This is a genomic window from Stenotrophomonas sp. CS3K5, from assembly GCF_059515225.1.
Genome location: NZ_JCAKRX010000002.1, coordinates 504,403 through 528,106, shown reverse-complemented (window position 1 = coordinate 528,106; position 23,704 = coordinate 504,403). Strand labels below are relative to the sequence as shown.

The window sequence follows — 23,704 nt, the reverse complement described above, 5'->3', positions numbered from 1 at the left end:
CACTCTAACGCGCAGACCCGGGGGGACTTCAAGCGGCAGGACGTGAAATCCGGCCCTCGTGCCCCCGGGTAGAGCCGATGCTTGGCTTGCTTTGCCCTTGTAGCGTTGAGCCATGCTCGACTGGCATGGGTCGACGGTACAGGAGGGCGGGTCAGCGCGTGACCGCGTCGGCCGCCTGGAAGGCCGCATCGAACAGGCGTTGGACCGGCGGGCCCATTTCCCCGGCCAACAGCGCCAGCAGGAACAGACCCAGCAGCAGCGACACCGGCAGGCCGAGCTGGATCGGGTTGAGCGCCGGCGCGGCACGGGCCAATACGCCGAAGGCCAGATTCACCGCCAACATCGCCACCGTCAGTGGAATGGCCAGCGTCAGCGCACCGCGCAGCACGGTCAGCAGGAAGGTCGGGGCGATGCTGAAGAACGCATGCGGGTCGGGCAACGGTGTGCCGATCGGCAGTGCGCGATAGCTGTCCACCACCAGCGAGATCAGCGCGAGGTGACCATTGGCGGTGAAGAACAGCAGCCCGAACAGCAGGTAGAACCACTGTCCGATTACGCCGGAGGTGCCGCCACGCAGCGGGTCGCTCATCTGCGCGAAGGCCAGGCCGGTGCCCTGGGCGATCAGTTCGCCGGCCAGCGCACCGGCCTCGAACACCAGCCGCAACAGGAAGCCGATGGCCACCCCGATGGCCAGCTCGCGGGCAATGGTGAGCACGGTGGCCGCGTCAAAGCCGGTCCAGTCCGGTACCGGCGGCAGCAGCGGCGCCAGTGCGATGGCCAGGGTGGCGGCCAGGATCACGCGGATCCGCGCCGGTACCGCGCGCGTGCCGACCATGGGCATGGCCATGGCCACCGCACCGATGCGCAGCAGCGTCCACAACACCGTGCCGATCATGCCGAAGGCCTGCAGGCCGTCGGCTGCCATCTGGGTGGCGGCGTCCATCGAGGCGTGCGTCCTAGCCGATCAGGTGCGGGATGCGCTGGAACAGCAGCGTGGTGAACTCGACCAGGTGGCCGATCAGCAGGCTGCCCAGCGCGAACAGCACCGCGGTCAGTGCCGCCGCCTTGGCGACGAAGGCGATGGTCGGTTCGTTGAGCTGGGTCGCGGCCTGCACCACGCCGACCACCACGCCCACCACCAGTACGGTCAGCAGCAGCGGGCCGGCCACCCACAACACGGTGATCAGGCCGCCACGCAGTTCAGTCAGGGCAAGTTCGGGAGACATGGTCTTTCCATCGATAGCGCCGGGCCGTGCCCGGCGACGCTCATGTAGCGTCGAGCCATGCTCGACGGTCGTTTCGGGCTTGAATCAGGCCGGATTGAAGCTGGCCGCCAGCGTGCCCACGGTCAGCACCCAGCCATCGACCAGCACGAACAGCAGGATCTTGAACGGGGCCGAGACCAGCATCGGCGACAGCATCATCATGCCCATCGACATCAGCACGCTGGCCACCACCAGATCGATGATCACGAACGGAATGAAGATCAGGAAGCCGATCTCGAAGGCGGTCTTCAGTTCGCTGGTGACGAACGAGGCGACCAGCACCGGGAACGGAATCGCGTCGGGGCTGGCGTAGGTACCGTGCCCGGCGATGCCGGCAAAGGTCATCAGGTCGGTCTCGCGGATCTGCGCCAGCATGAACGCACGCAGCGGCTGGGTAGTCATCGTCCAGGCGGTCTGGAAGTCGATGTCACCGTTGAGGTAGGGCGCCATGCCCGTGCTCCAGGCTTTGTCCCAGGTGGGCAGCATGATCATTGCAGTGAGGAACAGGGCCAGGCCCAGCAGCACCTGGTTGGACGGCGTCTGCCCGGTGCCCAGCGCCTGCCGCAGCAGGCCCAGCACGATGATGATGCGGGTGAACGAGGTCAGCACCAGCAGCATCGACGGGATCAGCGTGATCGCCGTCATCAGCAGCAGCGTCTGCAACGGCAGGCTGACCGGCGCACCGCCGATCTTGCCCACGTTGATGTCCGGCAGTGGCGTGGCCGGCGCGCCGGGCGCGGCGAAGGCCAGCGCCGGCAACAGGCACAGGGTGAGCAGGATCAGCCACGGCATCAGCGCGGCGAAACGGGAACGGGTGACACGCATGTCAGGGGTCCTTGCGCAGCCGCTGCTGCAGCAGCTGGGCGAAATTCGGCAGGTTCTTGAAATCCGGCACGCGCACCGGCGCCGGGGGCGGCAGCGGTTCGGGCAGGGTGTGCAGGGTGTTGATGCCGCCGGCAGTCACGCCCAGCAGCAGCTGCTGGCCGTTGACCTCGACCACCACCACGCGTTCCTTGGCGCCCACGCTCAGGCTGGCCACCAGCTTCATGCCTTCGGCCGGGCGGAAGCCGCTGCCGGGCATGCGCTTGAGCAGCCAGCCCAGGCCAACGACCAGGGCCAGCACGGCCAGCAGCGCCAGCACCGCGCCGAACAGGCTCGGCGCGGCCGCCGCGTGCTGTCCGACCGGTGTGGCGGCCTTGCCGACCGCCAGCAGGGTGGAGGCCAGCGCGATCAACGCAGTCTCCGGATCCGCTCGCTCGGGCTGACCACATCGGTCAGGCGCACGCCGAAGCGGTCATTGATCACCACCACCTCACCGTGGGCGATCAGGGTGCCGTTGACGAACACATCCAGCGATTCGCCGGCGCCGCGTTCCAGTTCCACCACCGAGCCCTGGTTGAGCTGCAGCAGGTTGCGGATCGGCAGGCGCGCGCGCCCCACTTCCAGCGACAGGGTCACCGGCACATCGAGGATCACGTCCAGGTTCAGGTCCGGGCCGTTCGCCTCGTCGGCCTGCAGGCTGCTGAACTGGGCCGGGGTGGGTTCGAGGGCGTCGATATCGTTCATTGCGGGTCTTCCTGGATGACGGGTACGCGCGGACGGGTGCCCGGCGGATGGGTAGCGGTGATCTTCACCGCGTTCATGCCGTTGGCGATGCCGAACTCACCGGTGAACACCGGGATGTTCTCCACGCACAGCGGCACCTGCGGGCTCAGCTCGATCGGCAGGATGTCGCCGACTTTCAGCTGGGTCAGGTCACGCAGGGTCATGCGCTTGCTGGCCAGCACGCTGGACAGGGTCACCTCGGCGACGTTGAGCTGTTCGCGCAGGGTCTGGCCCCAGCTCTCGTCGCGGTCGTTGCGGTCGCTCTGGATGCCGGCATCGAGCAGCTCGCGGATCGGCTCGAGCATCGAATAGGGCAGGGTGACGTGGATGTCGCCGCCGCCGCCGTCAAGCTCGACGTGCAGGCGGCAGACCACCACGTACTCGCGCGGCGTCACGATGTTGGCGAAGTGCGGATTGATTTCCGAGTTGATGTACTCGAAGTCGACATCCATCACTGGTGCCCAGGCTTCGCGCAGATCGGCGAATGTCTGCTTGAGCAGCAGGTGGATCACCCGCATTTCGGTGGCGGTGAACTCGCGGCCTTCGATGCGGGTGGGGTAGCGCCCGTCGCCGCCGAAGAAGTTGTCGACGATGGCAAACACCAGGGTCGGTTCGAACACGATCAGGCCGGTGCCACGCAGCGGCTTGAAGCGGATCAGGTTCAGGTTGGTCGGCACATACAGCGAGTGCATGTAGTCGTTGAACTTGATCAGCTCGATGCCGCGCACCGACAGTTCAGCCGAGCGACGGATCAGGTTGAACAGGCCGATGCGCCACAGGCGCGCGAAGCGCTCATGAACCATCTCCAGGGTGGGCATGCGACCGCGGATGATGCGGTCCTGGCTGGCGAAATCGTACGAACGTGCCTCGCCCGAAGGCGGTTCCGCATCGGTCTCGACCGCGCCACTGTCCACACCGTGGAGCAGGGCATCGATCTCGTCCTGGGACAGCAGGTCATTCATCGGTGGGCCCTTACTGGGTCACGAAGCTGGTGAACAGCAGATCGTCGGCGCCGTTGCTGCCGGTCTCGGCCTTGAGCACTTTCTGCACTTCGGCCAGCGAGGCGGCCTGCAGCTTCTGCTTGCCGGCGATGTCGGCGATCTGGTCGGGGCTGACCTGCGAGAACAGCATCAGCAGCCGTGCACGGATGGCCGGCGCATGGGTCTTGATCGCTTCCAGCGCGGCCGGATCGCGGGTCATCAGCTGCACTTCCAGCTGCAGGTAGCGCGGACCGTCAACCGGGCCATTGAGGTTGACCACGAAGGCCGGATCCAGCGCGAAGTACTGGGCCGGCGCAGGCGCAGCAGCTTTCTTCGGGGCCTGCGCGGCCTTCTCTTCATGCTTGGACTGGGTGAAGAACCAGACGCCGCCACCGGCGGCTGCGGCGGCCAGTACGGCCACCAAGGCGGTGATCAGGATCGGACTGCGCGGCTTGGCGGCCTTGTCCTTCTCGGCGGTCTTCTTGGTTTTGTCAGCGGCTGCGGCCACGGGGTGAAGCTCCTGAGGGTTGCTTCACCGGGATATGCAAGGGGTGTGCCGAAGGCGGGGGCGAGGGGTGCGACGGATTTCCGTCGGGTTCCCGGCGTTCCGCCGGGCATGGCCCGGCGCTACCGTTGTTCTGGTGGGTGCCAACCTTGGTTGGCACGCCTGTCAGGCGTAGGCGTCCAGCAACCCGCGCTGGCGGATCATCTGCGCGGACGACATCCCGGCGTCGCCCGGCGACGGTTCTCCGTCACCCATCATGCCGCCGCTGCCGGCCTGCCCCGACGCTTGACCGTCACCGCCCGGTGATTGATGACCGACATCGGCATGGGCCAGCTGGAAGCCCTGTTCGCCCAGCAGTTCGCGCAGGCGCGGCAGGCTGCTTTCCAGCGCCTGGCGCACATCCACGTGCGGGCTGCTGAAGCTGGCGTGCACCTTGTCGCCGTTGAGCTGAAGGCGCACGTCCACCGGGCCCATGTCATCCGGGCTGAGCCGGATATGGGCATGGCCGATCTTCTGGTCGGCCAGCCAGCCCAGGCGTGTGCCGATGGCCTGGTCGAAACCATCGTCGCCCAGTACCGGCTTCGGCGTCGGTTCACCGTTGAAGATGGCAGTACCGGTGGCAAGCGCCGACTTCAGTTCCTGCAGCGCCGCAGGGGTGGGGGCATGCAGCAGCGGCGTCGCGGCACGGTCGCCGATCGCGGTCAGGTCGCTGCCGTCGCCCTGCTCACCGCGCTTGCTGCCAGGCAGGACCAGCTCCGGCAAGGGCAAGGCGCCGGCATCGTCGGCGGTGGGCGCGGCGGTTGTGCTCGCGGTGGCCGCTGCCGGTGCACCGGCAGTGGGGGCGATCGGCAAGGCCGGCGTGGTGGCCGGCACTGCGGTGTCGGGCAATGTGCTACCGCTGCTGGCAACGGCGGCGGGGGCGGTGGGCAGGGCGGTTGCCGGATCAACCGGAACCGCGACGGCCAGCACCAGCCCGGCCAGACCCAGCGGGGGCCACGGCGCGTCGTCGCTGGCCAGTGCCTTGTCCTTGTCGGGGGAGGGCTCGGCCGTGCCCGGCGGCAACGGCGGCGCCGTCGCCGGTTCACTGCCAGCCGCGTCGGGTTCTGCGGTGCGCTCGTTGCGCGTACGCCCGTTGCCATCCGAGGTCGCTGCCTGGCCCGATGCGGACGTGCTCGGTGCGGAGGCGGTATCGCCTGCCCTCGCCGGCGCCGATGGCGCGGGGCCGCCCTGCAGCAGCTGGCTGAAATCCTTGCTGCTTTCATTGCGCGGGCCACGGCCCGCCGCGGTGCCGGTGGCCGAGGTGGAAGCGCTGGCGCTGCCGGAAAGCGCGGTAGGCATCACGGGCGACCTCCCTGTTCACTGCCGTCCTGGTCTTCGTTCTGCACCAGGCGTGCACGGCGGGCACCGATATCGTCCATCTCGCGCTGGTCGCGGCGGTCGGTCACCACCTTTTCCTGTGCACGATAGCTGGCGGCCAGCTGCTCGAGCACGGCCTTGTCGCGGCTGGCCAGGATCAGCCGCGCACGCTCGGCTTCCACTTTTTCGCGATTGCCGTTGACGGTGGCCTGCTGCTGTTCCACCGCACTGTCCAGCCGGTCGAGGAAGGCGCGGCGATTGAGCAGCTGCGCCGGGCTGGTGGCCGCCATCTGTGCGTTGGCGTACTCCTCGGCGTAGCGGCGCAGTTCGTCCAGTCGCGATAGGTGGGTGTCGAGCACGCGCTGGCGCTCGGCCAGGTCACGGGCCACCGCGTCCTCATGTTCCTGGGCCCGCTTGAGCAGGGGGTCGATGCGCTTGGACTGGTTCATGCCTTAACTCTCATGTTCCACCAGGCGCTGCAGTGCCGCCTGGCTATGCGGGAGATCTGCGGCCTTGGCAACGTCCTGGCCGAGGAATTCCATGATTTCCGGCCAGCGTTCCAGAGCTTCGTCGGTGGCCGCATCGTTGCCGCGCTGGTAGGCGCCGATGGCAATCAGGTCGCGGTTGGCCGAGTAGGCCGAGACCAGCCGCTTCAGCTTGCGGATGCGCAGGCGCCACGGCTCGTCGGCGATTTCGGTGACCACGCGGCTGACCGACGATTCGACGTCGATGGCCGGGTACAGGCCACTGTCGGCCACGCGGCGCGACAGCAGGATATGGCCGTCAAGGATCGCGCGCGCAGCATCGGCAATCGGATCCTGCGGGTCGTCGCCCTCGGTCAGCACGGTGTAGAACGCGGTGATCGAACCGCGGCCCTTGGCCCCGTTGCCGGCCCGTTCGACCAGCGCCGGCAGCTTGGCAAACACCGATGGCGGATAGCCGCGGGTGGTCGGCGGTTCGCCCACCGACAGGCCGATCTCGCGCTGCGCCTGGGCAAAGCGGGTCAGCGAATCCATCAGCAGCAGGACGTTCAGGCCCTGGTCGCGGAACCATTCGGCGATGGCGGTGGCGCGGTAGGCACCGTGCAGGCGCGCCAGCGGCGGCCGGTCGGCGGGGCTGGCCACCACCACCGCGCGACGCAGGCCTTCTTCGCCCAGCGTGGTTTCGACGAAGTCGCGCACTTCGCGGCCTCGTTCACCGATCAGCCCGACCACGATCACGTCGGCGGCGGTGTAGCGGGTCATCATGCCCAGCAGCGTCGATTTGCCGACGCCGGAGCCGGCGAACAGGCCGACACGCTGGCCACGACCGATCGGCAGCAGCGCGTTGATCGCGCGCACGCCGACGTCCAGCGGCTGGGTGATCGGCTCGCGGGCCAGCGGATTGATCGACACGCCGGCCATGCCGACATGGCCTTCGGCGCGGATCGGACCCTTGCCATCCAGCGGCACGCCATCGCTGTCGATGACGCGGCCAAGCAGGCCTTCGCCCACTTCCACGCCGCCACGGCGGGCCGAGGGCACCACGCGTGCATTGGGCAGCAGGCCGTGCAGTTCGGCGCTGGGCATGAGGTAGGTACGTTCGCCGGCGAAGCCAACCACTTCGGCGTCGACCCAACCGCCATCGACCACTTCCACCTTGCAGCTGGCGCCCAGCGGCGCTTCGCAGCCGACCGCTTCGAGCGTCAGCCCGACCGCGCGGCGCAGCACGCCCTCACGGATCAGGCCGCGGCCATGGGTGGTATCCACGCGCAGTCCTTCCAGGCGCCGGGCCAGGCGCAGGTTGCGTGCGACCGCCCAGTCGGCTGGCGGCGGGGACGGCAGGGGTTCGGGCGTCATGCGCTGGCTCCCGTCTGGCGGATCACCGCGTCCAGTGCGCCGCGCAGGCGCGCTTCCAGGGTGCCGTCAATGCGCACGGCTTCGGCGTGCACGCGCAGGTCACCGCGGCTGAGGCTGGTGTCGGGCACCAGACGCTGCTGCGGGGACAGGCTGAGCAGGGGGGCGAGGGCGGCGATATCGTCCGGGTGCAACCGTACTTCCACTTCGCGGCTGCTGCCACCGACGGCATCGATGGCTTCACCGACCAGTTGCGCCAGCAGCGCCGGCTCGGCCTCGTAGGCGCGGCCGACCAATGCACCGGCGATGCGCACCGCGAGTTCGCCCAGTGCGCCGACCACTTCGTTTTCCAGGCGCACCAGCGGGCGGCTGAAGTTGTCCAGGATGCCTTCGATCTGCGCGGCAAGCCGGCGGATCTCGGCCTGGCCCTGGCCATAGCCTTCGGCGTGGCCGTGCTCGAAGCCTTCCTTCTCGGCGCTGTCCTGGATGGCCTGGATTTCCTCCAGCGTGGGCAGCTGCAGTGGTGGTTCCGGTGCGTGGTCCGGATCCGGTTCGGTCAGCTCGAAGGCATCTTCCTGGTCCAGCACCGGTTCGGGCCGGGCCAGCAGATCCGGGGCAAGCCAGCGCACGACGTTGCTCACAGCATGGCCTCCGCACTGCCACCGATGGTGACGGTGCCTTCATCGGCCATGCGCTTGACGATGGCCAGGATCTCGCGCTGCGCGCCTTCCACGTCGGACAGGCGCACCGGGCCACGGGCTTCCATGTCCTCCAGCAGAATCTCGGCCGCGCGCTGGGACATGTTGCGGGTGATCTTGTCGCGTACCTTGATGTCGGCACCACGCAGGGCCAGGCCCAGCCGCTCGCCGCTCACCTCACGCAGCACCAGCTGCATCTCGCGGTCGTCCAGGTCGACCAGATCGTCGAACACGAACATCAGGTCCTGGATGCGGCCACTGAGCGGCGCATCGATGCGCGCGATCTCGCCCAGGATCGCCTGGTCCTGGCCGCTGTCCATGAAGTTGAGGATGTTGGCCGCACACTGCACGCCGCCGATGTTGGACGACTTCAGGTTCTGGTTGCCGGCGAACTGGCGCTCCATGATCTCGTTGAGCTCATTGAGTGCGTTCGGCGGAATGCCGTCGAGGGTGGCGATGCGCAGCAGCACGTCCACGCGGGTGCGGTCGGGCAGCAGCTTCAGCGCGTCGGCGGCCTGGTCGGTTTCCAGGTGGGCCATCACGATGGCGATGATCTGCGGGTGCTCGTTGCGCACCAGGTCGGCCACCGCACGCGGGTCCATCCACTTCAGCGCGTCCAGGCCGGTGGTGTTGCGGCCGAGCAGGATGCGGTCGATCAGATTGCCGGCCTTTTCGCTGCCCAGCGCCTGCACCAGCATGTTGCGGATGTAGTCATCCGAGCCCACGCCCAGCGAGGTCTTCGAGCCCAGTTCCTGGCCGAACTGGTCCATCACACGCTCTACCTGCTCGCGGGTGATGTCGGTCATGGTGGCCATGGCGATGCCGATCTTCTGCACTTCCTTGGGCTCCATGTGGCGCAGCACTTCGGCTGCGTCCAGCTCACCCAGGGACAGCAGCAGCACGGCCGCGCGCTGCACGCCGGTCAATTGCGGCTCAGTCATTGGCCACCCAACCCTTGACCACCTGGGCCACACGCTTGGAGTCGGTCTTCACGGCTTCACGCGCCATCCGCAGTCGTTCCTCGTAAGAGTCCACCGGCAGGGCCAGCGCATCCGGCCCTCCCAGGCTGGCCCGGTCCGCGCCCAGTGCCGGCAGCGGGAGGCCATCGTCGTCCACCAGCTGCACGTCCGCGGTGTGCGGCTCCAGTGCCTGGTTCTCGTTCTTCTTGCCCTGGCCGGTGATCGCACGCAGCGCCGGGCGCAGTACGCCGAACAGCAGCGCCAGTACCACCACGGCGCCCAGCAGCATGCGCCCGGCATCGTGCACCCAGGGCAGCTCCCACCAGGCCGGGCCTTCCACCGGCGTGGTGTCGCGCACAAACGGGGCATTCATCACCGACACGGTGTCGCCGCGCTCGGCGTTGAAGCCGACCGCCTGCTTGACCAGGGCTTCAACGCGGGTCAGTTCGGCGGCCGACAGCGGCTGTGGGCTCACCTTGCCGTTGGCACCAGCGCGCGGCACGTTGTCCACCAGCACTGCCACCGAGACACGCTTGATGCGCCCGGCCGGCTGCCGGGTGTGCTGCAGGGTGCGGTCCAGCTCGTAGTTGCGGGTAGCGTTCTTGCTGCTTTCGGTCGGCGCCTGCGCGGTGGCGGGCGCGGCCTGCTGGCCCGGCGGGCTGTTGCTGGTCGCGCCCGGTACGCCCTGCGGGCCCGGGGTGCTGGTGGTGTTCTCGCTCATCTGCTCGCTGCGCAGCTTCTGCGGTTCACCGTTGTAGAGTTCGCGGGCTTCCTCGGTCACCGAGAAGTCCATGTCCACGCTCACTTCCGGATTGACGCGGCCGGGGCCGGTCATCGGTTCCAGCAGTTCGCGGATGCGCTGGTTGAACGAGGTTTCCTGGCGGCGCACCTGCTCGAACTGGGCGGCGTTGACGGCCGCCTCGCTGTTCGGATCGCTGACGCTGAGCATGCGCCCGCTCTGGTCGACCACGGTCACCCGTTCCGGGGCCAGGTCGGGAATGCTGGCCGCCACCATGTGCACGATGGCATCGACCTGGCTGCGTTCCAGCTGCTGGCCACCGCGCAGTTCCAGGGTGACCGAGGCACTGGCCACGTCGCGCTGGCGGGTAAAGGCGCTGGGCTTGGGAATGGCCAGGTGCACGCGCGAGTCGCGCACCGGGCGCAGCGTGTTGATGGTGCGCGACAGCTCGGTTTCCAGCGCGTGCTGGTAGCGGGCGCTTTCCACGAACTGGCTGACGCCGAAGCCGGGGTCGCGTTCCATCAGCTCGAAGCCCAGCTTGCCACTGTCGGTCAAGCCCGAGCCCGCCAGCTTCAGGCGGGCATCGTGCAGGTTCTTTTCCGGCACGGTGATGCCACCGGTGGCCGGATCGAGGGCGAACGGAATCTGCGCGGCGCGCAGCAGGTCGGTGGCTTCAGCAGTGGCCTTCTGGTCCAGGCCGGTGTAGAGCGGCACCATGCCCGGCTTCTGCGACCAGAAGAACACGGCCAGGCCCGCCGCCACCGCCACGGCGATCATCGCCATCAGGCCCAGCCGACGGGTGATCTGCAGGCTCTGCAGGCGGTCGAACCATTGCCCGGCCTTCTCGGCGTTCAGGCTGTCCTTGGAAAGCGTCAGTGCCATGCGTCAACGTTCCTTACAGCGGCATGTTCATCACGTCCTGGTAGGCCTGGACGAGACGGTTGCGGACTTCCACGGTGGCGCGGAAGGCGATCTGGGACTGCTGTGAGGCGACCATCACCTTGGCCAGGTCGGCGCTGGGGTCGCCCAGTTCGAAGGCCTTGGCCAGCGCGCCGGATTTCTGCTGCGCATCGTTGACGCCCGCGATCGCACCGCGCAGGGTGTCGGTGAAGCTGGCCGGCTGCGCCTGCGGGGCATCCAGGACCGCTCCCGGCAGGGCATTGCTGCGCGGCGCTTCGGCCAGCGGGTTGAGCGCCGGCTGTCCCATCTGGGTCTGATAGGAGCGGATCTGCGAAAGGATCGACGTGACGGAGTGGGACATCTGCAACGGTTCCAGAAACAGGGGATGGGGTTGTCTGCTGGAGCAGGTGCAAGTGCCGTGCCGAAACCGGTTTTCGATTCAGTGAAGTGAGGGTGGGGGTGTGTTTTGCGGGGTTGCACCCCGCGCCCTGCCGAATCAATGTCAACGTCAAAAGCCGGTCTACTGAGGGGGGCGGGGTGGGTCCGGTTGCGGGGGACGCCGTAAATCCGTCCATGGAGGCTCGATCGCCGCATCCATGCGGCTCACGCCCCCCCTCCGTGGCGCCATTTAACCGGCGTCGGTTTTCTGGCCTAAGGGTGCAGGGTCCAGTGGCCGGAATTCTGGCGCTGGCGCGGTGGGATGGGGCCGTCGTGCTGGGTGTAGATGAAGCGGCCCTGGCGATCGCTCAGGCAGGTCAGCAGCAGGGTGTAGTGGGCGACGCCGGCCGGGTGGCTTTCGCTCATCCGGATCTCTGCGATGTGTGGGGCCAGGCGCTGGTAGCGGTAGCTGCCGACGATGCGCAGGTCGGTGCCGAGGACATCCAGCACGTACTGGCTGCCGGCAAAGCTGACCTGCACCATGCGCCCGGCGTTGGGGTTGTCCGGCGCGTACAGCGGGTCGCTGAGGTTGGTGAACTGACGCTGGTCCAGCGTGGTGGGCAGGGTGCAGTCGGCGGCGCCAGCCAGGGCTGGGCAGAGCAGGGCGGTGAGCAGGGTAAGGCGTTGCACGATGGAACCTCCTTGGAGTGTTCCTGCCATGCTCCGCATCGCGGCTGCGTTGTCTTTAGGAAAACCTGCAAATGCAATGGGGTCAGATCCCTTTCCGCAGGAAAGGGATCTGACCCCGGATTCTGGAAACACCAACGCCCGGGCAAGCCCGGGCGTTGGTGCCCCCTTCATGCTGGCAACGCGGTTCAGCTGGCCAGTTCGGCCTGCTCGCGTTCGATGCCGTACTTGCGCAGCTTCTCCACAAGGGTGGTGCGGCGCAGGCCGAGCAGCTGGGCGGCGTGGGCGACCACGCCCTGGGTGCGTTCCAGTGCTTCGTTGATCAGGCCCAGTTCGATGTTGGCCATGTGGTTGCGCAGGTCCAGGCCGTCGTCGGGCAGCGCTGCGGGCGCCGCCGGGCGATTGACGGCAATCCCGTGTTCCAGTGCCGGTTGGTTGCCGCTGCCCGGGGTGTGGAACGAGAAGCTGCGCAGGTCCAGGCGTTCTTCACTGGCCACCGACGGCGCCGGAGCCGCAGCCGGGGCGACAGCCAGTGCGGTATCGCCACGGTAGCGGGCCGGCAGGTCCTGCACGCGCACCGACCCGCCCGGATGCAGCACCGCCAGGCGCTCGACCAGATTGGTCAGTTCGCGCACGTTGCCCGGCCATTCGTATCCGGCCAGGGCCTGCAGGGCCTCCGCGGTGAAGCGCACTTCGCCACGGCCGGTGCGGGCCAGCTGCGCGGCGATGGTTTCCACCAGCGCGGGCAGGTCTTCGCGACGTTCGCGCAGGGCCGGCACGTCGATCGGGAACACGTTCAGGCGGTAGAACAGATCCTCGCGGAACTTGCCCTCGGCAATGCGGGTTTCCAGGTTGCGATGGGTCGCGGCGACCACGCGCACATTGCAGCGGATGGTCTGGTTGCCGCCCACCCGCTCGAAGCTGCGTTCCTGCAGCACGCGCAGCAGCTTGACCTGCATCGGAAGGCTCATGTCGCCGATTTCATCCAGCAGGAGGGTGCCGCCCTCGGCCATTTCGAAACGGCCCTTGCGTGCGGTCAATGCGCCGGTGAAAGCGCCCTTCTCATGGCCGAACAGTTCGCTTTCCAGCAGGTCGGCCGGAATGGCGCCGCAGTTGATCGCCACGAACGGGCCATCACGACGCGGCGAGCGCTGGTGGATCGCACGCGAGACCACTTCCTTGCCGGTGCCCGATTCGCCGAGCACCAGCACGGTGGTATCGAACGCGGCCACCTGCTCGATCATGGTGCGCAGTTCGGTAACGGCCGGGCCATTGCCGGTCGGTCCCTGGTCCTGCACGGCACCGGCATGGTGCTCGGCATCCAGGCGCTTGAGGCTGGCGCGGCGCAGCAGGGCTTCCATCTGCGCGTGACGCAGTGGCGTGTCCAGCGGCCAGATGTTGGCTTCGTGCAGGCCATGCAGCTGCGCGAAGGCAGCGGCATCACCATCGGCCAGCAGCACCGGTGGCGGCAGGCTGCTGCCACCCAGCCAGTGGTACAGCGCCGTGCTGGCGGCACTGTCGTCCAGGCTGCCGACGATCACCGCCATCCAGTCGTTCTGGCGCTGCCGGCCCAGGTCGAAGTCGGCCGCGTCGGAGACCCAGCGCGGATTAAAGTCCATGAATTCCAGCAGGGCAACGGTGCGCTCGGCGCGCACGGCGTCGTTGTCCAGTACAAGGATGCGCGATTCGCTCACGATCGATCCTCCCTGAGGCCTTCCAGGATCGGCATGACTTCCTGGATGTAGGACAGCTTGCTGACGAAATTGTCGGCGCCGGCGCGCAGTGCGTGTTCGCGGTGCTCGGCGTCGTCGAAGTGGCTGGCGATCACGATGTAGGGGGCATCGTCCTGGGACTTGATCAGGCGGGTGGCCTGCAGGCCGCCCATTTCCGGCATGGCCAGGTCCATCAGCACCACCTGCGGGCGCAGCGTCTCCGAACGTTCGATGGCTTCCAGGCCGTTGCCGGCGCTGCCGACGATCTGCAGCCAGTCGATCTTGCGGAAATGACGCATCGCCGCATTGATGAAGCCCTCGTGGTCATCGACCAGCAGGACCGTGAGCTTGTTCATGTCCAACATCCTTTTCAGCCCACCCGGGCCAGCTGCGGTTGCCTGGCGCTGAGCCGGCGCCGTTCGCGGGCCGGGGCGATATCCAGTTGTTCTCGGTATTTTGCGACGGTTCGGCGTGCAATGTTCACCCCCTGGCGCGACAACAGGCCGGCGATGGCCTCGTCAGCCAGCGGCCGGCCGGCCGGCTCGGCGTCGATCAGGCGCCGGACCATGGCCTTGACCGCCTGGCCGGAGACGCTGGCACCTTCCAGGCGCACGGCGAAGAAGTGCTTCAGTTCGAAGGTGCCGCGCGGGGTCTGCAGGAACTTGCCGGTGGTGATGCGCGAGACCGTGGACTCGTGCATGCCGATCTCCTCAGCCACTTCCTTCAGGGTCAGCGGCGCCATGGCTTCCTCGCCACGCACCAGGAACGCGGCCTGGCGCTCGACGATCACCCGCGCGGTGCGCAGCAGCGTGTCATAGCGCATCGACAGGCCGCGGCTGAACCAACGCGCTTCCTGCAGCATCTCGCGCAGCGCTGGGGCGGCCTCGCTGCTGTCGGCCAGCGCCTGTTCGTACTGGCTGTTGATCGAGACGCGGCGGCTGGTGGCCGGGTTCAGCGCCACCTTCCATTGATTGTCGGCATGCCAGGCGACCACGTCCGGTACCACCACGGCGTTGCGCTCGGGCAGCAGGCTGTCGCCCGGGCGCGGTTGCAGCGAGAGGATCAGGCGCACCGCCTCGCGCACGTCGTCGATCTCGGCGTCGTGCTGGCGGGCGAGGGCGGGGTAGTCATGCGCGGCCAGCGCGTCCAGTGCGCCGTCCAGGATGCGTGCGGCCAGGTGCCGCGCAGGCACCACGCCATGCAGGCTGCGCAGCTGCGCCAACAGGCCCTCGCGCAGATCCTGCGCGGCCATGCCGGCCGGCTCGCCGTGCAGCAGCTGCTGGCGGATGGCTTCCACGCCGTCGGCGGCGATATCGAACTGTGCACTGGCCAGCAGATGCAGCTGGTCCAGCGGTGCCTGCAGATAGCCGGCCTCGTCGCAATGGTCCAACCAGAACGCCGCCACCGCCAGCTGGCGATCGTCCATGTCCAGCGACAGGCGCTGCAGCACGCGCAGCTGCGGATCGCTCGATTCGCCTGCGGCGATGCGCGCCATGCGGTCATCGTCACCGTCCTGCCAGCTGGCGCCGGTGACATCCCACATCGACGACTCGGGCAGTTCGTCGAAGGCAGCGGTGTCGAGCGTGGTGGCGCTGGCATCGTTGGCGTCGGCGGCGGGCGCTTCGGCCTCTTCGATCTCCAGCAGCGGGTTGGAGTCCAACAGGCGTTGGATTTCCTGTTCCAGGTGCAGGCCATCGAGCTGCAGCAGCCGGATCGACTGCAGCAGCTGCGGGGTGAGGTGAAGTTGTTGGCCCAGCTGGGTCGAGAGTGCAGCCTTCATCGTGGTTCCCCGGCACCGCTCCCCGGCGCCTTGTGGAACGCATCTTGCTTTTCATCCGGCGCAGGCGGAATCGGGGAGTTCCTGAGGGGTTTGGTGGTTGCCCCGACAGCGTGTAGGGAAACTCCCTACAAGGGCGCGGGATATTGACGAAGGTCGCCGCCAAGTCATTGATTCGCCGTGGAGATGGCGCCGGATCCGCTGTGGGCGGCGTACGGATTCCTGTCGGGGCGCGTCGGGGTGACGGGATTTCGTCGCCAATGCAGGGTGTCGCGCGTTGGGAGAGCCGACCGACGGTAGAGCCGACCGACGGTAGAGTCGACTGTTAGTCGACTGCTGTCCAACGGCCCCAGCAAACATCCCGCGCTCCGCGCGCAAGTGGACTGACAGTCGACTCTACCGGGCATTTTTCCGCCGACCAACGCTGGCGCAGATCACTCCAGCTCGTGCTGGTGGCGCGCGGCCAGCAGCAGCAGATCATTGGCGCGGCGGCAGCCCAGTGATTCCATCATGCGCGCACGATGGGTCTCCACGGTCTTGACGCTGATGCCCAGGTCGGCGGCGATTTCCTTGTTGCTCTCACCCTTGCCGATGCGGCGCAGGATCTCGCGCTGGCGCGGTGACAATGCGGCGATGCCGGTGGGCTTCTCGCGGCCGAGCATCGGTGCCAGCATCTTGGCCGAGATCTGCGGGCTCAGGAACACCTGGCCGGCATGTGCGGCGCGCAGCGCCAGCTCAAGCTCCTGCGGCGCCGCGTCCTTGACCACAAAACCCACCGCGCCGCGATCCAACGCATCGCGGACATGGGCGGCGTCGTCGTGCATGGTCATCATCACCACCCGGGTGCCAGGGGCACGCAGGCGGATATCGCTGAGCGCCTCAAGGCCGGTCCGGCCGGGCAGCGACAGGTCCATCAGCACCACGTCCGGTGCGTGCTGCAGGGCCAGCTGCAGTGCCTGCTCGGCGTTGCTGGCCTCAGCGACCAGCTGCACGTCGGCAAACCCCTGCAGCAGCCGCGCCAAGCCGGCACGGACGAGGGTGTGATCGTCGACGATGAGAACTCGCACAGGCACGCAGCAGATCCGTCCAGGGGAGCCCACCTTAGCTTAGCTGAACGGGCGCGCCAAGGGTTGACCTTCGCGCGCCCGCAGGCACGATTCAACGGGCGCGACGCGCCTCGGCCACCTGCCGGCGGTGCAGGCGGAACAGGTGCCGCTCCATGGCCATCTCCAGGCCATCGCCCAGCCGTTGGAAGCGCAGCCACAGGAAATGCCCACCACTGCCGTCGGCGGCTTCGGCCACCACTTCCACCGGCAGGTCGATGTGATCGGGCAACCAGTCGCTGGGTTGCAGGCGGACCACACCGGCCTGACCCGCGCTGGCGCCACTGCGTGGGCCGAGCTGGAGGCGGATGCCGCGGCGTGACCAGCGCACCGGGCGCAGCGTGAGTTCCTGGCCCTGCTGGCGCACCAGGCGGCCCAGCAGCACCATCGCCAGGTCGAGCTTGGCTTCCACGCGCTGCAGCTGCAGGCTGGCTTCGCTGCGTTCTTCGTGCTCGTCGATGCGGCTGTCCTCCACCAGCGCCAGGCTGCGCAGCAGCCCTTCGGCGCTGCTGGTACGGCCCGCCGCGCTGCCGGCCTGGAACTCGGCCGGCAGGGCCAGCTCGCAGCTCAGGGTCTCGTCGAACAGTTCGCTCTCGGCCGGATGATGCAGCGAGGTGGTGGGCAGCAGGGTCATACCAGCGATTCTGCCTGCAGGTAGGCATGCGCCGCGCGAAGAGAGCGCTGGCCATCGTTCATCAGTGCAGCCACCGCATCGCGGCGCTGGCGCAGCAGGCCCAGCAGGTTCTGCTGGCGTTCGAACAGTGCCGTGAGCGGGGCGTGGTCGGCCGCGGTCAGCGGTTGGCTGAGCAGGGCATGCAGGGTGCTGTCGTGGCCATCGAGCAGGCTGTCGGCCTGGTCGAGCGTGTCTTCGCCCAGCGCCTTCTCGAAGGCATCCAGCTGTGCGTGCAGTTCGTGCAGGCTCATGGTGCCACCGCGGCCGGGCGGCGCTGTTCCTGCGGAATCGCGTTCCAGGCGCTGTCGATCTCGCCGAGCAGCTGCAGAGCCTCGTCCAGCGCGGCACGGTCATTGTGCAGGTTGGCTTCGGTGAGGCGCTGCAGCACGTAGTCGTAGAGCGAGGACAGATTGGCGGCGATCTCGCCACCGGCCTCATGATCGAGCGAGCCGTTGAGGTGGCCGACGATCGCACAGACTTCGCCGATCGCCTTGCCCTTGCCGGCCTGGTCGCCGCGTTCCAGGCTGGCCAGGGCGCGGCGCACGCGCTCCAGCGCGCCGGCCAGCAGCATCGCCACCAGCTTGTGCGGATCGGCATCGGCGACCGCGCTGGTTACACCCACCTGGCGGTATTGCTCGGCGTACTGACGGCTGGAACCGTACATTCGTGATTCTCCTTGCGCTGGGCGCCGCCGGGCGATCAGGGTGATCGCAGCCGACGGCCCGGCGATGATTGCTGTTGCGTCCGTTATCGGTGCGTTGCGCGCCAAACTTGAGCGCTGCACACGCGTTGTCAGCGATTCAACTGCGCCAGCTGCTGCTGCAGTGCGGTGTTGCTCTGCTGCAGCTTGCCCATCAGGCTGTCCAGCGCGATGAACTGCTTCTTGTAGCGCTCTTCCACGCTCTTCATGCGCGTGTCCAGGTCCTTGCGACGCTTGTCGATGTTGTCCAGGGTGGTGTTCAGGCCCTTGGTGCGTGCAACAAAGGCGCCTTCCTTGCCGACCGTGGTGCTCACGTAGCCGTCCACCAGCGAGTACAGCTGGCCAGCGCCGCCGGTGTCACCGGTAATCGCCTGGCGCACCTTCTCCGGCTGGGCGGCCAGGGTGGCTGCGAACTTGGTGGTATCCAGCACCAGGCTGCCGTCGGCATTGGGGTAGCCGCGGGTCTGCAGGCCGATCGCCTTCGGGTCCAGCCCGGAGGCGGAAAGCTCCTTCAGCACGCCGGCCATCACCGATCGCAGCTGGCTGGAGGCACCGCGCATCTGGGCATCGCCGGTCAGGGCCGATGCTTCCTTGGTCTTGGCGTCGTACTTGGTTTCGGAGTTGATCGCCGCGATCGCCGCGTTGTAGGCGGTCACGAACTCCTGCATCACCTTGGTCGCCGCAGTGGTGTCGGTGCTGATCACCACGGTGCTCTTGCCGGGCACCTTCAGGTTCAGGGTAAGGCCCGGAACGGCATCGGCCACGGTGTTGCTGGCGCTGACCACCTTGACGCCATCGATGGTCAGTTCGGCATCGGCGGCTGGGGTGTTCTGCTTCAGGCTGCCGACCAGTGCGCCCAGCTTCGGGTCGCTGCCGCCGTACTCGAGCTTGATGGCGTTGGCGGCACCGGTCTTTTCCTGGGCGATCGACAGGTACTGGTTGTCACCGGAGGTGATCAGCGTGGCCTGTACGCCTTCCTTGCGGCCTGCGGCATCGATCTTGTTGCGGATGGTGGTCAGCGTATCGCCGTCTTCCACCTCCACGTTCATGGTCTTGGCCTTGTCACCGACACCGACGGTCAGCGTCAAGGTCCCGGCACCGAAGGTGTCGGTTTTCGGCACCGAGGTGTCGGCGATCAGCTTGTGGGCGGTGGCCAGCGAAGTCACATCGACGATGTGCGTGCCATTGGAGGCGGCGGCCTTGGTCGTGCCCAGGTCGTACAGCGCCACCGAGGCGGTCAGCACGTCCTCGGCATTGTTGAGGCCGGCCTTGCCCGAGGCGGTCACGGTGCGGGTGTCGAAGGCGGTGGTGGCCTTCAGCGCGGTCAGCGCGGTCTTCAGCTTGTCGAAGGCCGAGGTGACGGTGCCGATCGACGACAACTGCATCTTGGTCTTGGACTGCTGCAGGTTCAGCGCATTGTCGGCGGGCTTGCGGTCTGCCGCGACCAGCTGGTTGACGATGTCCGAGATGTTCAGTCCCGAGCCAATGCCACCGTATCCAAAGTCTGCCACGTCGTTTCTCCTGGTATCCGGGCCTGGCCGCGGTGCAGTGGCCCGTCGTCAACGAAAATAGCGGCCTGCGCCGCTGGGTCTTGAGGACTTCGTTGATGCATGCGCCGTGCCAACGCTCTGGCGGCGGGCTCTGGCACGCAGGTTGCAGGAGGGATGGGGCAGGGTGCGGGTGGGTTCACCGCAGGCTGCCGGGGGTCTGCAAAAAACCCTCCCCCAAAGCAGGGGAGGGATCAGGCTACTGACAATCGGGGGGAGACGAAGCCGCCCGGTACGTACAGTCAAGAGTACAGCGCTGAAAGAGAGGTCCGCAGGGGCGGGCGATGCCAAGCCGGTTCGGGACGATTCCCGGGCCGGGCATGGCCCGCGCCTTCGAGTACCCTGGCTTCCAGGTTGCCGCTACCGTCGATTCACTTCGACGGTAGCGGCGCCTTCTTGCCGTGGATCAGCGCAGCAGGCTGAGCACGCCCTGCGGCACCTGGTTGGCCTGGGCCAGCATGGCCGTACCGGCCTGCTGCAGGATCTGGGTGCGGGTCAGCTCGGCGGTTTCCTTGGCAAAGTCGGTGTCCTTGATGCGGCTACGCGAGGAGGACAGGTTTTCCGACGAGGTCTGCAGGTTGGCCACCACCGAGGTGAAGCGGTTCTGGATCGCACCGAGGTCGGCGCGGGTGCTGTTGATCGCACCCAGGGCCTTGTCGACCACTTCCAGTGCCTGCTGTGCGCCGAGCACGGTGCTCACGTCCAGCTTCTGCACGTTGGCGGCGGTATCGGCACCAGCGGTGTAGGTACCGGCGGCGGCTGCGGTACCCCAGGTCTTGGCGGTGCCATCGAAATCGCTGCGCATCAGCGCGATGTCGGCAGCGGCCACGGCCTTGCCTTCCTTCACCGAGCTCAGCTTCAGCGTGCCGTCGGCATTGGCTTCAGCGTAGATGCCGGCTTCGCCGATCTTGGCGTTGATGGCGGTGGCCACGGCCTTGGAGGCATCGGCGGTGGTGGCACCGGCCTTGACTTCGACGGTGCCGATGTCAACGCCCATCACGGTGCCGGAGAAACGGGCGCCGTCGGTGCTGGCGGCCAGCGCAGCGGTTGCACCGCTGGCGAAGGTCGAGGTGCCCAGCGAGCCGGCCTTGGCGTCGATGGTCTTGTCGATGGCGATGGCCTGGCCGGCGTTGGCGCCGACCTGGAACAGCTGGCTGGAGAACGAGCCGTCCAGCAGCTTGGTGCCGTTGAAATCGGACTGCTTGGCCACGCGGTCGATTTCGCTGACCAGCTGGGTCACTTCGGCCTGCAGGGCCTTGCGGTCGCTGGCCGAGTTGGTGGCGTTGGACGCCTGCACCGACAGCTCGCGGACGCGCTGCAGGTTGTTGCCGATTTCGGTCAGCGAACCTTCGGCGACCTGGGCCAGCGAGATGCCGTCGTTGGCATTGCGGATGGCCACGTCGGTACCGCGGATCTGCGTGCCGAAGCGCTCGGAGATCGCCAGACCGGCGGCGTCGTCCTTGGCGCTGTTGATGCGCGAACCGGAGGACAGGCGCTGGATGGTGGTGGCCAGCGAGCTGCCGCTGGTGCTCAGGTTGCGCTGAGCGTTCAGCGACATCGTATTGGTGTTGATGACTTGTGCCATGGTGCTTTTCCTTTGGCGGAGGTGGAACGTGTTTCAGGATCCGGGCGCCGCATCATGCAGCGCCCGGAGATCGAGCGGCGAGCGGATCAGCGCAGCAGGCTGAGCACGCCCTGCGGCACCTGGTTGGCCTGGGCCAGCATGGCCGTACCGGCCTGCTGCAGGATCTGGGTGCGGGTCAGTTCGGCGGTTTCCTTGGCAAAGTCGGTGTCCTTGATGCGGCTGCGCGAGGAGGACAGGTTTTCCGACGAGGTCTGCAGGTTGGCCACCACCGAGGTGAAGCGGTTCTGGATCGCACCGAGGTCGGCGCGGGTGCTGTTGATCGCACCCAGGGCCTTGTCGACGATTTCCATCGCCTGCTGGGCGCCCTTCACGGTGCTGACGTCCAGGTTGCTGGCGTACTTCGCCGCCGGTGCCGCCGCAGCGGTGGTGGCGGTGAAGGTCGGCGCGGTGGCGCCGGTCCAGGTGCCCGGGGTGGCGGTGATGGCCTTGAACGAGCCGTCGGCGTTGGTGCTGTCCTTGACCGAAGTCAGGGTGACGCCGGTGGTGCCGTTGACTTCGGCATAGACGCCGGTTTCGCCGATCTTGGCGTTGATCGCGGTCACCAGGGCTTCACGCGAGGCCTTGCCGGTGGCAGCGGCGTCGGCGCCCTGCTTGACCGAGACATCGGCGATGGCCACACCGTTGATGGACAGGCCGGTGGTGCTGAAGTCAGCGTTGGTGCCCGGGTCGGCCAGGGCCAGCGAGTTGGTGTCGAAGCGGGCGCCGCCCAGGGCGTTGGCCTTGGCATCGATGGTCTTGTCGATGGCGATGGCCTGGCCGGCGTTGGCGCCGACCTGGAACAGCTGGCTGGAGAACGAGCCGTCCAGCAGCTTGGTGCCGTTGAAATCGGACTGCTTGGCCACGCGGTCGATTTCGCTGACCAGCTGGGTCACTTCGGCCTGCAGGGCCTTGCGGTCGCTGGCCGAGTTGGTGGCGTTGGACGCCTGCACCGACAGCTCGCGGACGCGCTGCAGGTTGTTGCCGATTTCGGTCAGCGAACCTTCGGCGACCTGGGCCAGCGAGATGCCGTCGTTGGCGTTGCGGATGGCCACGTCGGTACCGCGGATCTGCGTGCCGAAGCGCTCGGAGATCGCCAGACCGGCGGCGTCATCCTTGGCGCTGTTGATGCGCGAACCGGAGGACAGGCGCTGGATGGTGGTGGCCAGCGAGCTGCCGCTGGTGCTCAGGTTACGCTGAGCATTCAACGACATCGTATTGGTGTTGATGACTTGTGCCATGAGGAGAGGTCCTTGAGCGGTTGCACGTGAGTTGGGTTAGGCGCCCCCGACGTGCCCCGGGGGCGACTCATGTCAGCGCTGCAACAGGCTGAGCACGTTCTGCGGCACCTGGTTGGCCTGGGCCAGCATGGCCGTACCGGCCTGCTGCAGGATCTGGGTGCGGGTCAGTTCGGCGGTTTCCTTGGCGAAGTCGGTATCGCGGATGCGGCTGCGCGAGGCGGACAGGTTCTCCGAGGAGGTCTGCAGGTTGGCCACCACCGAGGTGAAGCGGTTCTGGATCGCGCCGAGGTCGGCGCGCACGCTGTTGACCGACTCCAGGGCCTTGTCGACGATGGACATCGCCTTCTGCGCGCCTTCGGCGGTGGTGACGTTCAGGTCCTTGACGAAGCTGGCCGCTGCACCGGTCAGGGTGCCGCCGTTGGTGCTGGTTTCGGTCAGGCCCAGGCCGGCGAGGGTGGCGGCGGTGGCGCCGGTCGGCGGGGTGGCCGCGCTGACGCCCAGGGCGAAGGTCTGGCCATCCTTGACCGAGGCCAGGCTGATCACACCGGCGTTGACCGAGGCGACCACACCGGTTTCACCCAGCTTGTTGTTGATCGCCGCTGCGGTGGCCGAGCTGATCGATTCGCCGGCCTTCACCGTGAAGTCGCTGATGGTGACCGTGGTGGCGGTGCCGCCCGGCGGGGTCACCGAGACCTGCAGGCCGGAGTAGGTGGTATCGGCGGCGGCCTTGTCCACGGCCAGCGCGGTGCCGGTGTAGCCGTTGGCGAAGGTGGCTGCGCCCAGCGAATCGGCCTTGGCGTTGACCACGCTGTTGATGGCGATGGCCTGGCCGGCGTTGGCGCCGACCTGGAACAGCTGGCTGGTGAAGCTGCCGTCCAGCAGCTTGGTGCCGTTGAAGTCGGCCTGCTTGGCGACGCGGTCGATCTCGCTGACCAGCTGGGTCACTTCGGCCTGCAGGGCCTTGCGGTCGCTGGCCGAGTTGGTGGCGTTGGAGGCCTGCACACCCAGTTCGCGGATGCGCTGCAGGTTGTTGCCGACTTCGTTCAGCGAACCTTCGGCGACCTGGGCCAGCGAGATGCCGTCGTTGGCGTTGCGGATGGCCACGTCCAGACCACGGATCTGGGTGGTGAAGCGCTCGCTGATGGCCAGGCCGGCGGCGTCGTCCTTCGCGCTGTTGATGCGCAGGCCGGACGAGAGGCGCTGGATGGTGGTGGCGAGCGAGCTGCCGCTGGTGCTCAGGTTGCGCTGAGCGTTGAGCGACATCGTATTGGTGTTGATTACCTGTGCCATGGGGTCGTCTCCTCTTATATGGAACCCGTTGGTGAATGAAACGAAGCGCCGCCTGTTTTTTTGTGTGGCTGTGTGCTTCGCCGTTGCCAAATGAATAACGGCGCTTTGTCAACAACCTTTAGGCGTGAATTCC

26 protein-coding genes are annotated in these 23,704 nt (G+C 67.5%); all 26 read right to left on the bottom strand.

Features of this window, described 5'->3' with window-relative positions; genetic code table 11:
- Positions 1-151 precede the first annotated feature (151 nt).
- The 26 genes from fliR to AC5YGJ_RS04885 all read right to left on the bottom strand — a co-directional run bounded on the left by fliR (position 152) and on the right by AC5YGJ_RS04885 (position 23,571).
- Positions 152-943: a flagellar biosynthetic protein FliR gene (gene fliR, locus AC5YGJ_RS05010; RefSeq protein ID WP_309339540.1), complete on the bottom strand. Its 792-nt coding sequence runs from the start codon at positions 941-943 to the stop codon at positions 152-154.
- 13 nt (positions 944-956) lie between these two features.
- Complete coding sequence (locus AC5YGJ_RS05005; RefSeq protein ID WP_005413254.1) at positions 957-1,226, bottom strand: flagellar biosynthetic protein FliQ; 270 nt, start codon at positions 1,224-1,226, stop codon at positions 957-959.
- Positions 1,227-1,310: 84 nt separating this feature from the next.
- Positions 1,311-2,090, bottom strand: coding sequence for a flagellar type III secretion system pore protein FliP (gene fliP / locus AC5YGJ_RS05000; protein ID WP_409461374.1), 780 nt, complete (start codon positions 2,088-2,090; stop codon positions 1,311-1,313).
- Position 2,091: 1 nt separating this feature from the next.
- The gene (fliO, locus tag AC5YGJ_RS04995; protein ID WP_249844080.1) at positions 2,092-2,499 is read right to left on the bottom strand and encodes a flagellar biosynthetic protein FliO; all 408 of its coding nucleotides are present in this window, start codon (positions 2,497-2,499) and stop codon (positions 2,092-2,094) included.
- Positions 2,496-2,831, bottom strand: a complete 336-nt coding sequence (fliN, locus tag AC5YGJ_RS04990; RefSeq protein WP_005409543.1) for a flagellar motor switch protein FliN — start codon at positions 2,829-2,831, stop codon at positions 2,496-2,498. The genes fliO and fliN overlap by 4 nt, the downstream gene beginning before the upstream one ends.
- Positions 2,828-3,832, bottom strand: a complete 1,005-nt coding sequence (gene fliM, locus AC5YGJ_RS04985; protein ID WP_057496435.1) for a flagellar motor switch protein FliM — start codon at positions 3,830-3,832, stop codon at positions 2,828-2,830. Before fliM ends, fliN begins: the two co-directional genes overlap by 4 nt.
- Positions 3,833-3,842: 10 nt before the next feature.
- Entirely contained in the window at positions 3,843-4,358 is a 516-nt protein-coding gene (locus tag AC5YGJ_RS04980; RefSeq protein WP_107230449.1) for a flagellar basal body-associated FliL family protein, read from the bottom strand.
- A gap of 162 nt (positions 4,359-4,520) precedes the next feature.
- Positions 4,521-5,693 (bottom strand): flagellar hook-length control protein FliK, encoded by a 1,173-nt coding sequence (locus AC5YGJ_RS04975; protein ID WP_496185931.1) that lies wholly within the window; start codon positions 5,691-5,693, stop codon positions 4,521-4,523.
- Positions 5,693-6,160 (bottom strand): flagellar export protein FliJ, encoded by a 468-nt coding sequence (gene fliJ / locus AC5YGJ_RS04970; protein WP_107230451.1) that lies wholly within the window; start codon positions 6,158-6,160, stop codon positions 5,693-5,695. The genes AC5YGJ_RS04975 and fliJ overlap by 1 nt, the downstream gene beginning before the upstream one ends.
- A 3-nt stretch (positions 6,161-6,163) precedes the next feature.
- Positions 6,164-7,549, bottom strand: coding sequence for a FliI/YscN family ATPase (locus AC5YGJ_RS04965; protein ID WP_249844077.1), 1,386 nt, complete (start codon positions 7,547-7,549; stop codon positions 6,164-6,166).
- Positions 7,546-8,187 carry a FliH/SctL family protein gene (locus tag AC5YGJ_RS04960; protein ID WP_249844076.1) on the bottom strand — a complete coding sequence of 214 codons (642 nt, stop codon included), beginning with the start codon at positions 8,185-8,187 and terminating at the stop codon, positions 7,546-7,548. Before AC5YGJ_RS04960 ends, AC5YGJ_RS04965 begins: the two co-directional genes overlap by 4 nt.
- Complete coding sequence (fliG, locus tag AC5YGJ_RS04955; protein WP_057496445.1) at positions 8,184-9,170, bottom strand: flagellar motor switch protein FliG; 987 nt, start codon at positions 9,168-9,170, stop codon at positions 8,184-8,186. The genes AC5YGJ_RS04960 and fliG overlap by 4 nt, the downstream gene beginning before the upstream one ends.
- A gap of 7 nt (positions 9,171-9,177) precedes the next feature.
- Complete coding sequence (gene fliF / locus AC5YGJ_RS04950) at positions 9,178-10,824, bottom strand: flagellar basal-body MS-ring/collar protein FliF (RefSeq protein WP_107230454.1); 1,647 nt, start codon at positions 10,822-10,824, stop codon at positions 9,178-9,180.
- A 13-nt stretch (positions 10,825-10,837) separates the two neighbouring features.
- Positions 10,838-11,203, bottom strand: coding sequence for a flagellar hook-basal body complex protein FliE (gene fliE / locus AC5YGJ_RS04945; protein ID WP_496185930.1), 366 nt, complete (start codon positions 11,201-11,203; stop codon positions 10,838-10,840).
- A gap of 290 nt (positions 11,204-11,493) precedes the next feature.
- On the bottom strand, positions 11,494-11,910 hold the full coding sequence (locus tag AC5YGJ_RS04940; protein WP_496185929.1) for a hypothetical protein: 417 nt from the start codon (positions 11,908-11,910) through the stop codon (positions 11,494-11,496).
- A gap of 185 nt (positions 11,911-12,095) precedes the next feature.
- Positions 12,096-13,601 carry a sigma-54 dependent transcriptional regulator gene (locus AC5YGJ_RS04935; RefSeq protein ID WP_496185928.1) on the bottom strand — a complete coding sequence of 502 codons (1,506 nt, stop codon included), beginning with the start codon at positions 13,599-13,601 and terminating at the stop codon, positions 12,096-12,098.
- A complete protein-coding gene (locus AC5YGJ_RS04930) occupies positions 13,598-13,975 on the bottom strand; it encodes a response regulator (RefSeq protein WP_010485922.1) in 378 nt (125 codons plus the stop codon). Before AC5YGJ_RS04930 ends, AC5YGJ_RS04935 begins: the two co-directional genes overlap by 4 nt.
- 14 nt (positions 13,976-13,989) lie before the next feature.
- Positions 13,990-15,399 carry an RNA polymerase factor sigma-54 gene (gene rpoN, locus AC5YGJ_RS04925; RefSeq protein WP_496185927.1) on the bottom strand — a complete coding sequence of 470 codons (1,410 nt, stop codon included), beginning with the start codon at positions 15,397-15,399 and terminating at the stop codon, positions 13,990-13,992.
- A 431-nt stretch (positions 15,400-15,830) separates the two neighbouring features.
- On the bottom strand, positions 15,831-16,463 hold the full coding sequence (locus AC5YGJ_RS04920) for a response regulator (protein ID WP_005413261.1): 633 nt from the start codon (positions 16,461-16,463) through the stop codon (positions 15,831-15,833).
- A 91-nt stretch (positions 16,464-16,554) separates the two neighbouring features.
- A complete protein-coding gene (locus tag AC5YGJ_RS04915; RefSeq protein ID WP_107230460.1) occupies positions 16,555-17,133 on the bottom strand; it encodes a PilZ domain-containing protein in 579 nt (192 codons plus the stop codon).
- Entirely contained in the window at positions 17,130-17,423 is a 294-nt protein-coding gene (locus tag AC5YGJ_RS04910; protein WP_249844071.1) for a hypothetical protein, read from the bottom strand. The genes AC5YGJ_RS04915 and AC5YGJ_RS04910 overlap by 4 nt, the downstream gene beginning before the upstream one ends.
- Positions 17,420-17,836: a flagellar export chaperone FliS gene (fliS, locus tag AC5YGJ_RS04905; protein ID WP_249844070.1), complete on the bottom strand. Its 417-nt coding sequence runs from the start codon at positions 17,834-17,836 to the stop codon at positions 17,420-17,422. Before fliS ends, AC5YGJ_RS04910 begins: the two co-directional genes overlap by 4 nt.
- A 128-nt stretch (positions 17,837-17,964) precedes the next feature.
- Positions 17,965-19,383 carry a flagellar filament capping protein FliD gene (gene fliD / locus AC5YGJ_RS04900; RefSeq protein ID WP_107230463.1) on the bottom strand — a complete coding sequence of 473 codons (1,419 nt, stop codon included), beginning with the start codon at positions 19,381-19,383 and terminating at the stop codon, positions 17,965-17,967.
- Between the two features lie 442 nt (positions 19,384-19,825).
- Positions 19,826-21,004, bottom strand: coding sequence for a flagellin (locus AC5YGJ_RS04895; protein WP_496185926.1), 1,179 nt, complete (start codon positions 21,002-21,004; stop codon positions 19,826-19,828).
- An 86-nt stretch (positions 21,005-21,090) separates the two neighbouring features.
- On the bottom strand, positions 21,091-22,281 hold the full coding sequence (locus AC5YGJ_RS04890; protein WP_249844068.1) for a flagellin: 1,191 nt from the start codon (positions 22,279-22,281) through the stop codon (positions 21,091-21,093).
- Positions 22,282-22,353: 72 nt separating this feature from the next.
- Positions 22,354-23,571, bottom strand: a complete 1,218-nt coding sequence (locus AC5YGJ_RS04885) for a flagellin (RefSeq protein ID WP_409461379.1) — start codon at positions 23,569-23,571, stop codon at positions 22,354-22,356.
- Positions 23,572-23,704 lie beyond the last annotated feature (133 nt).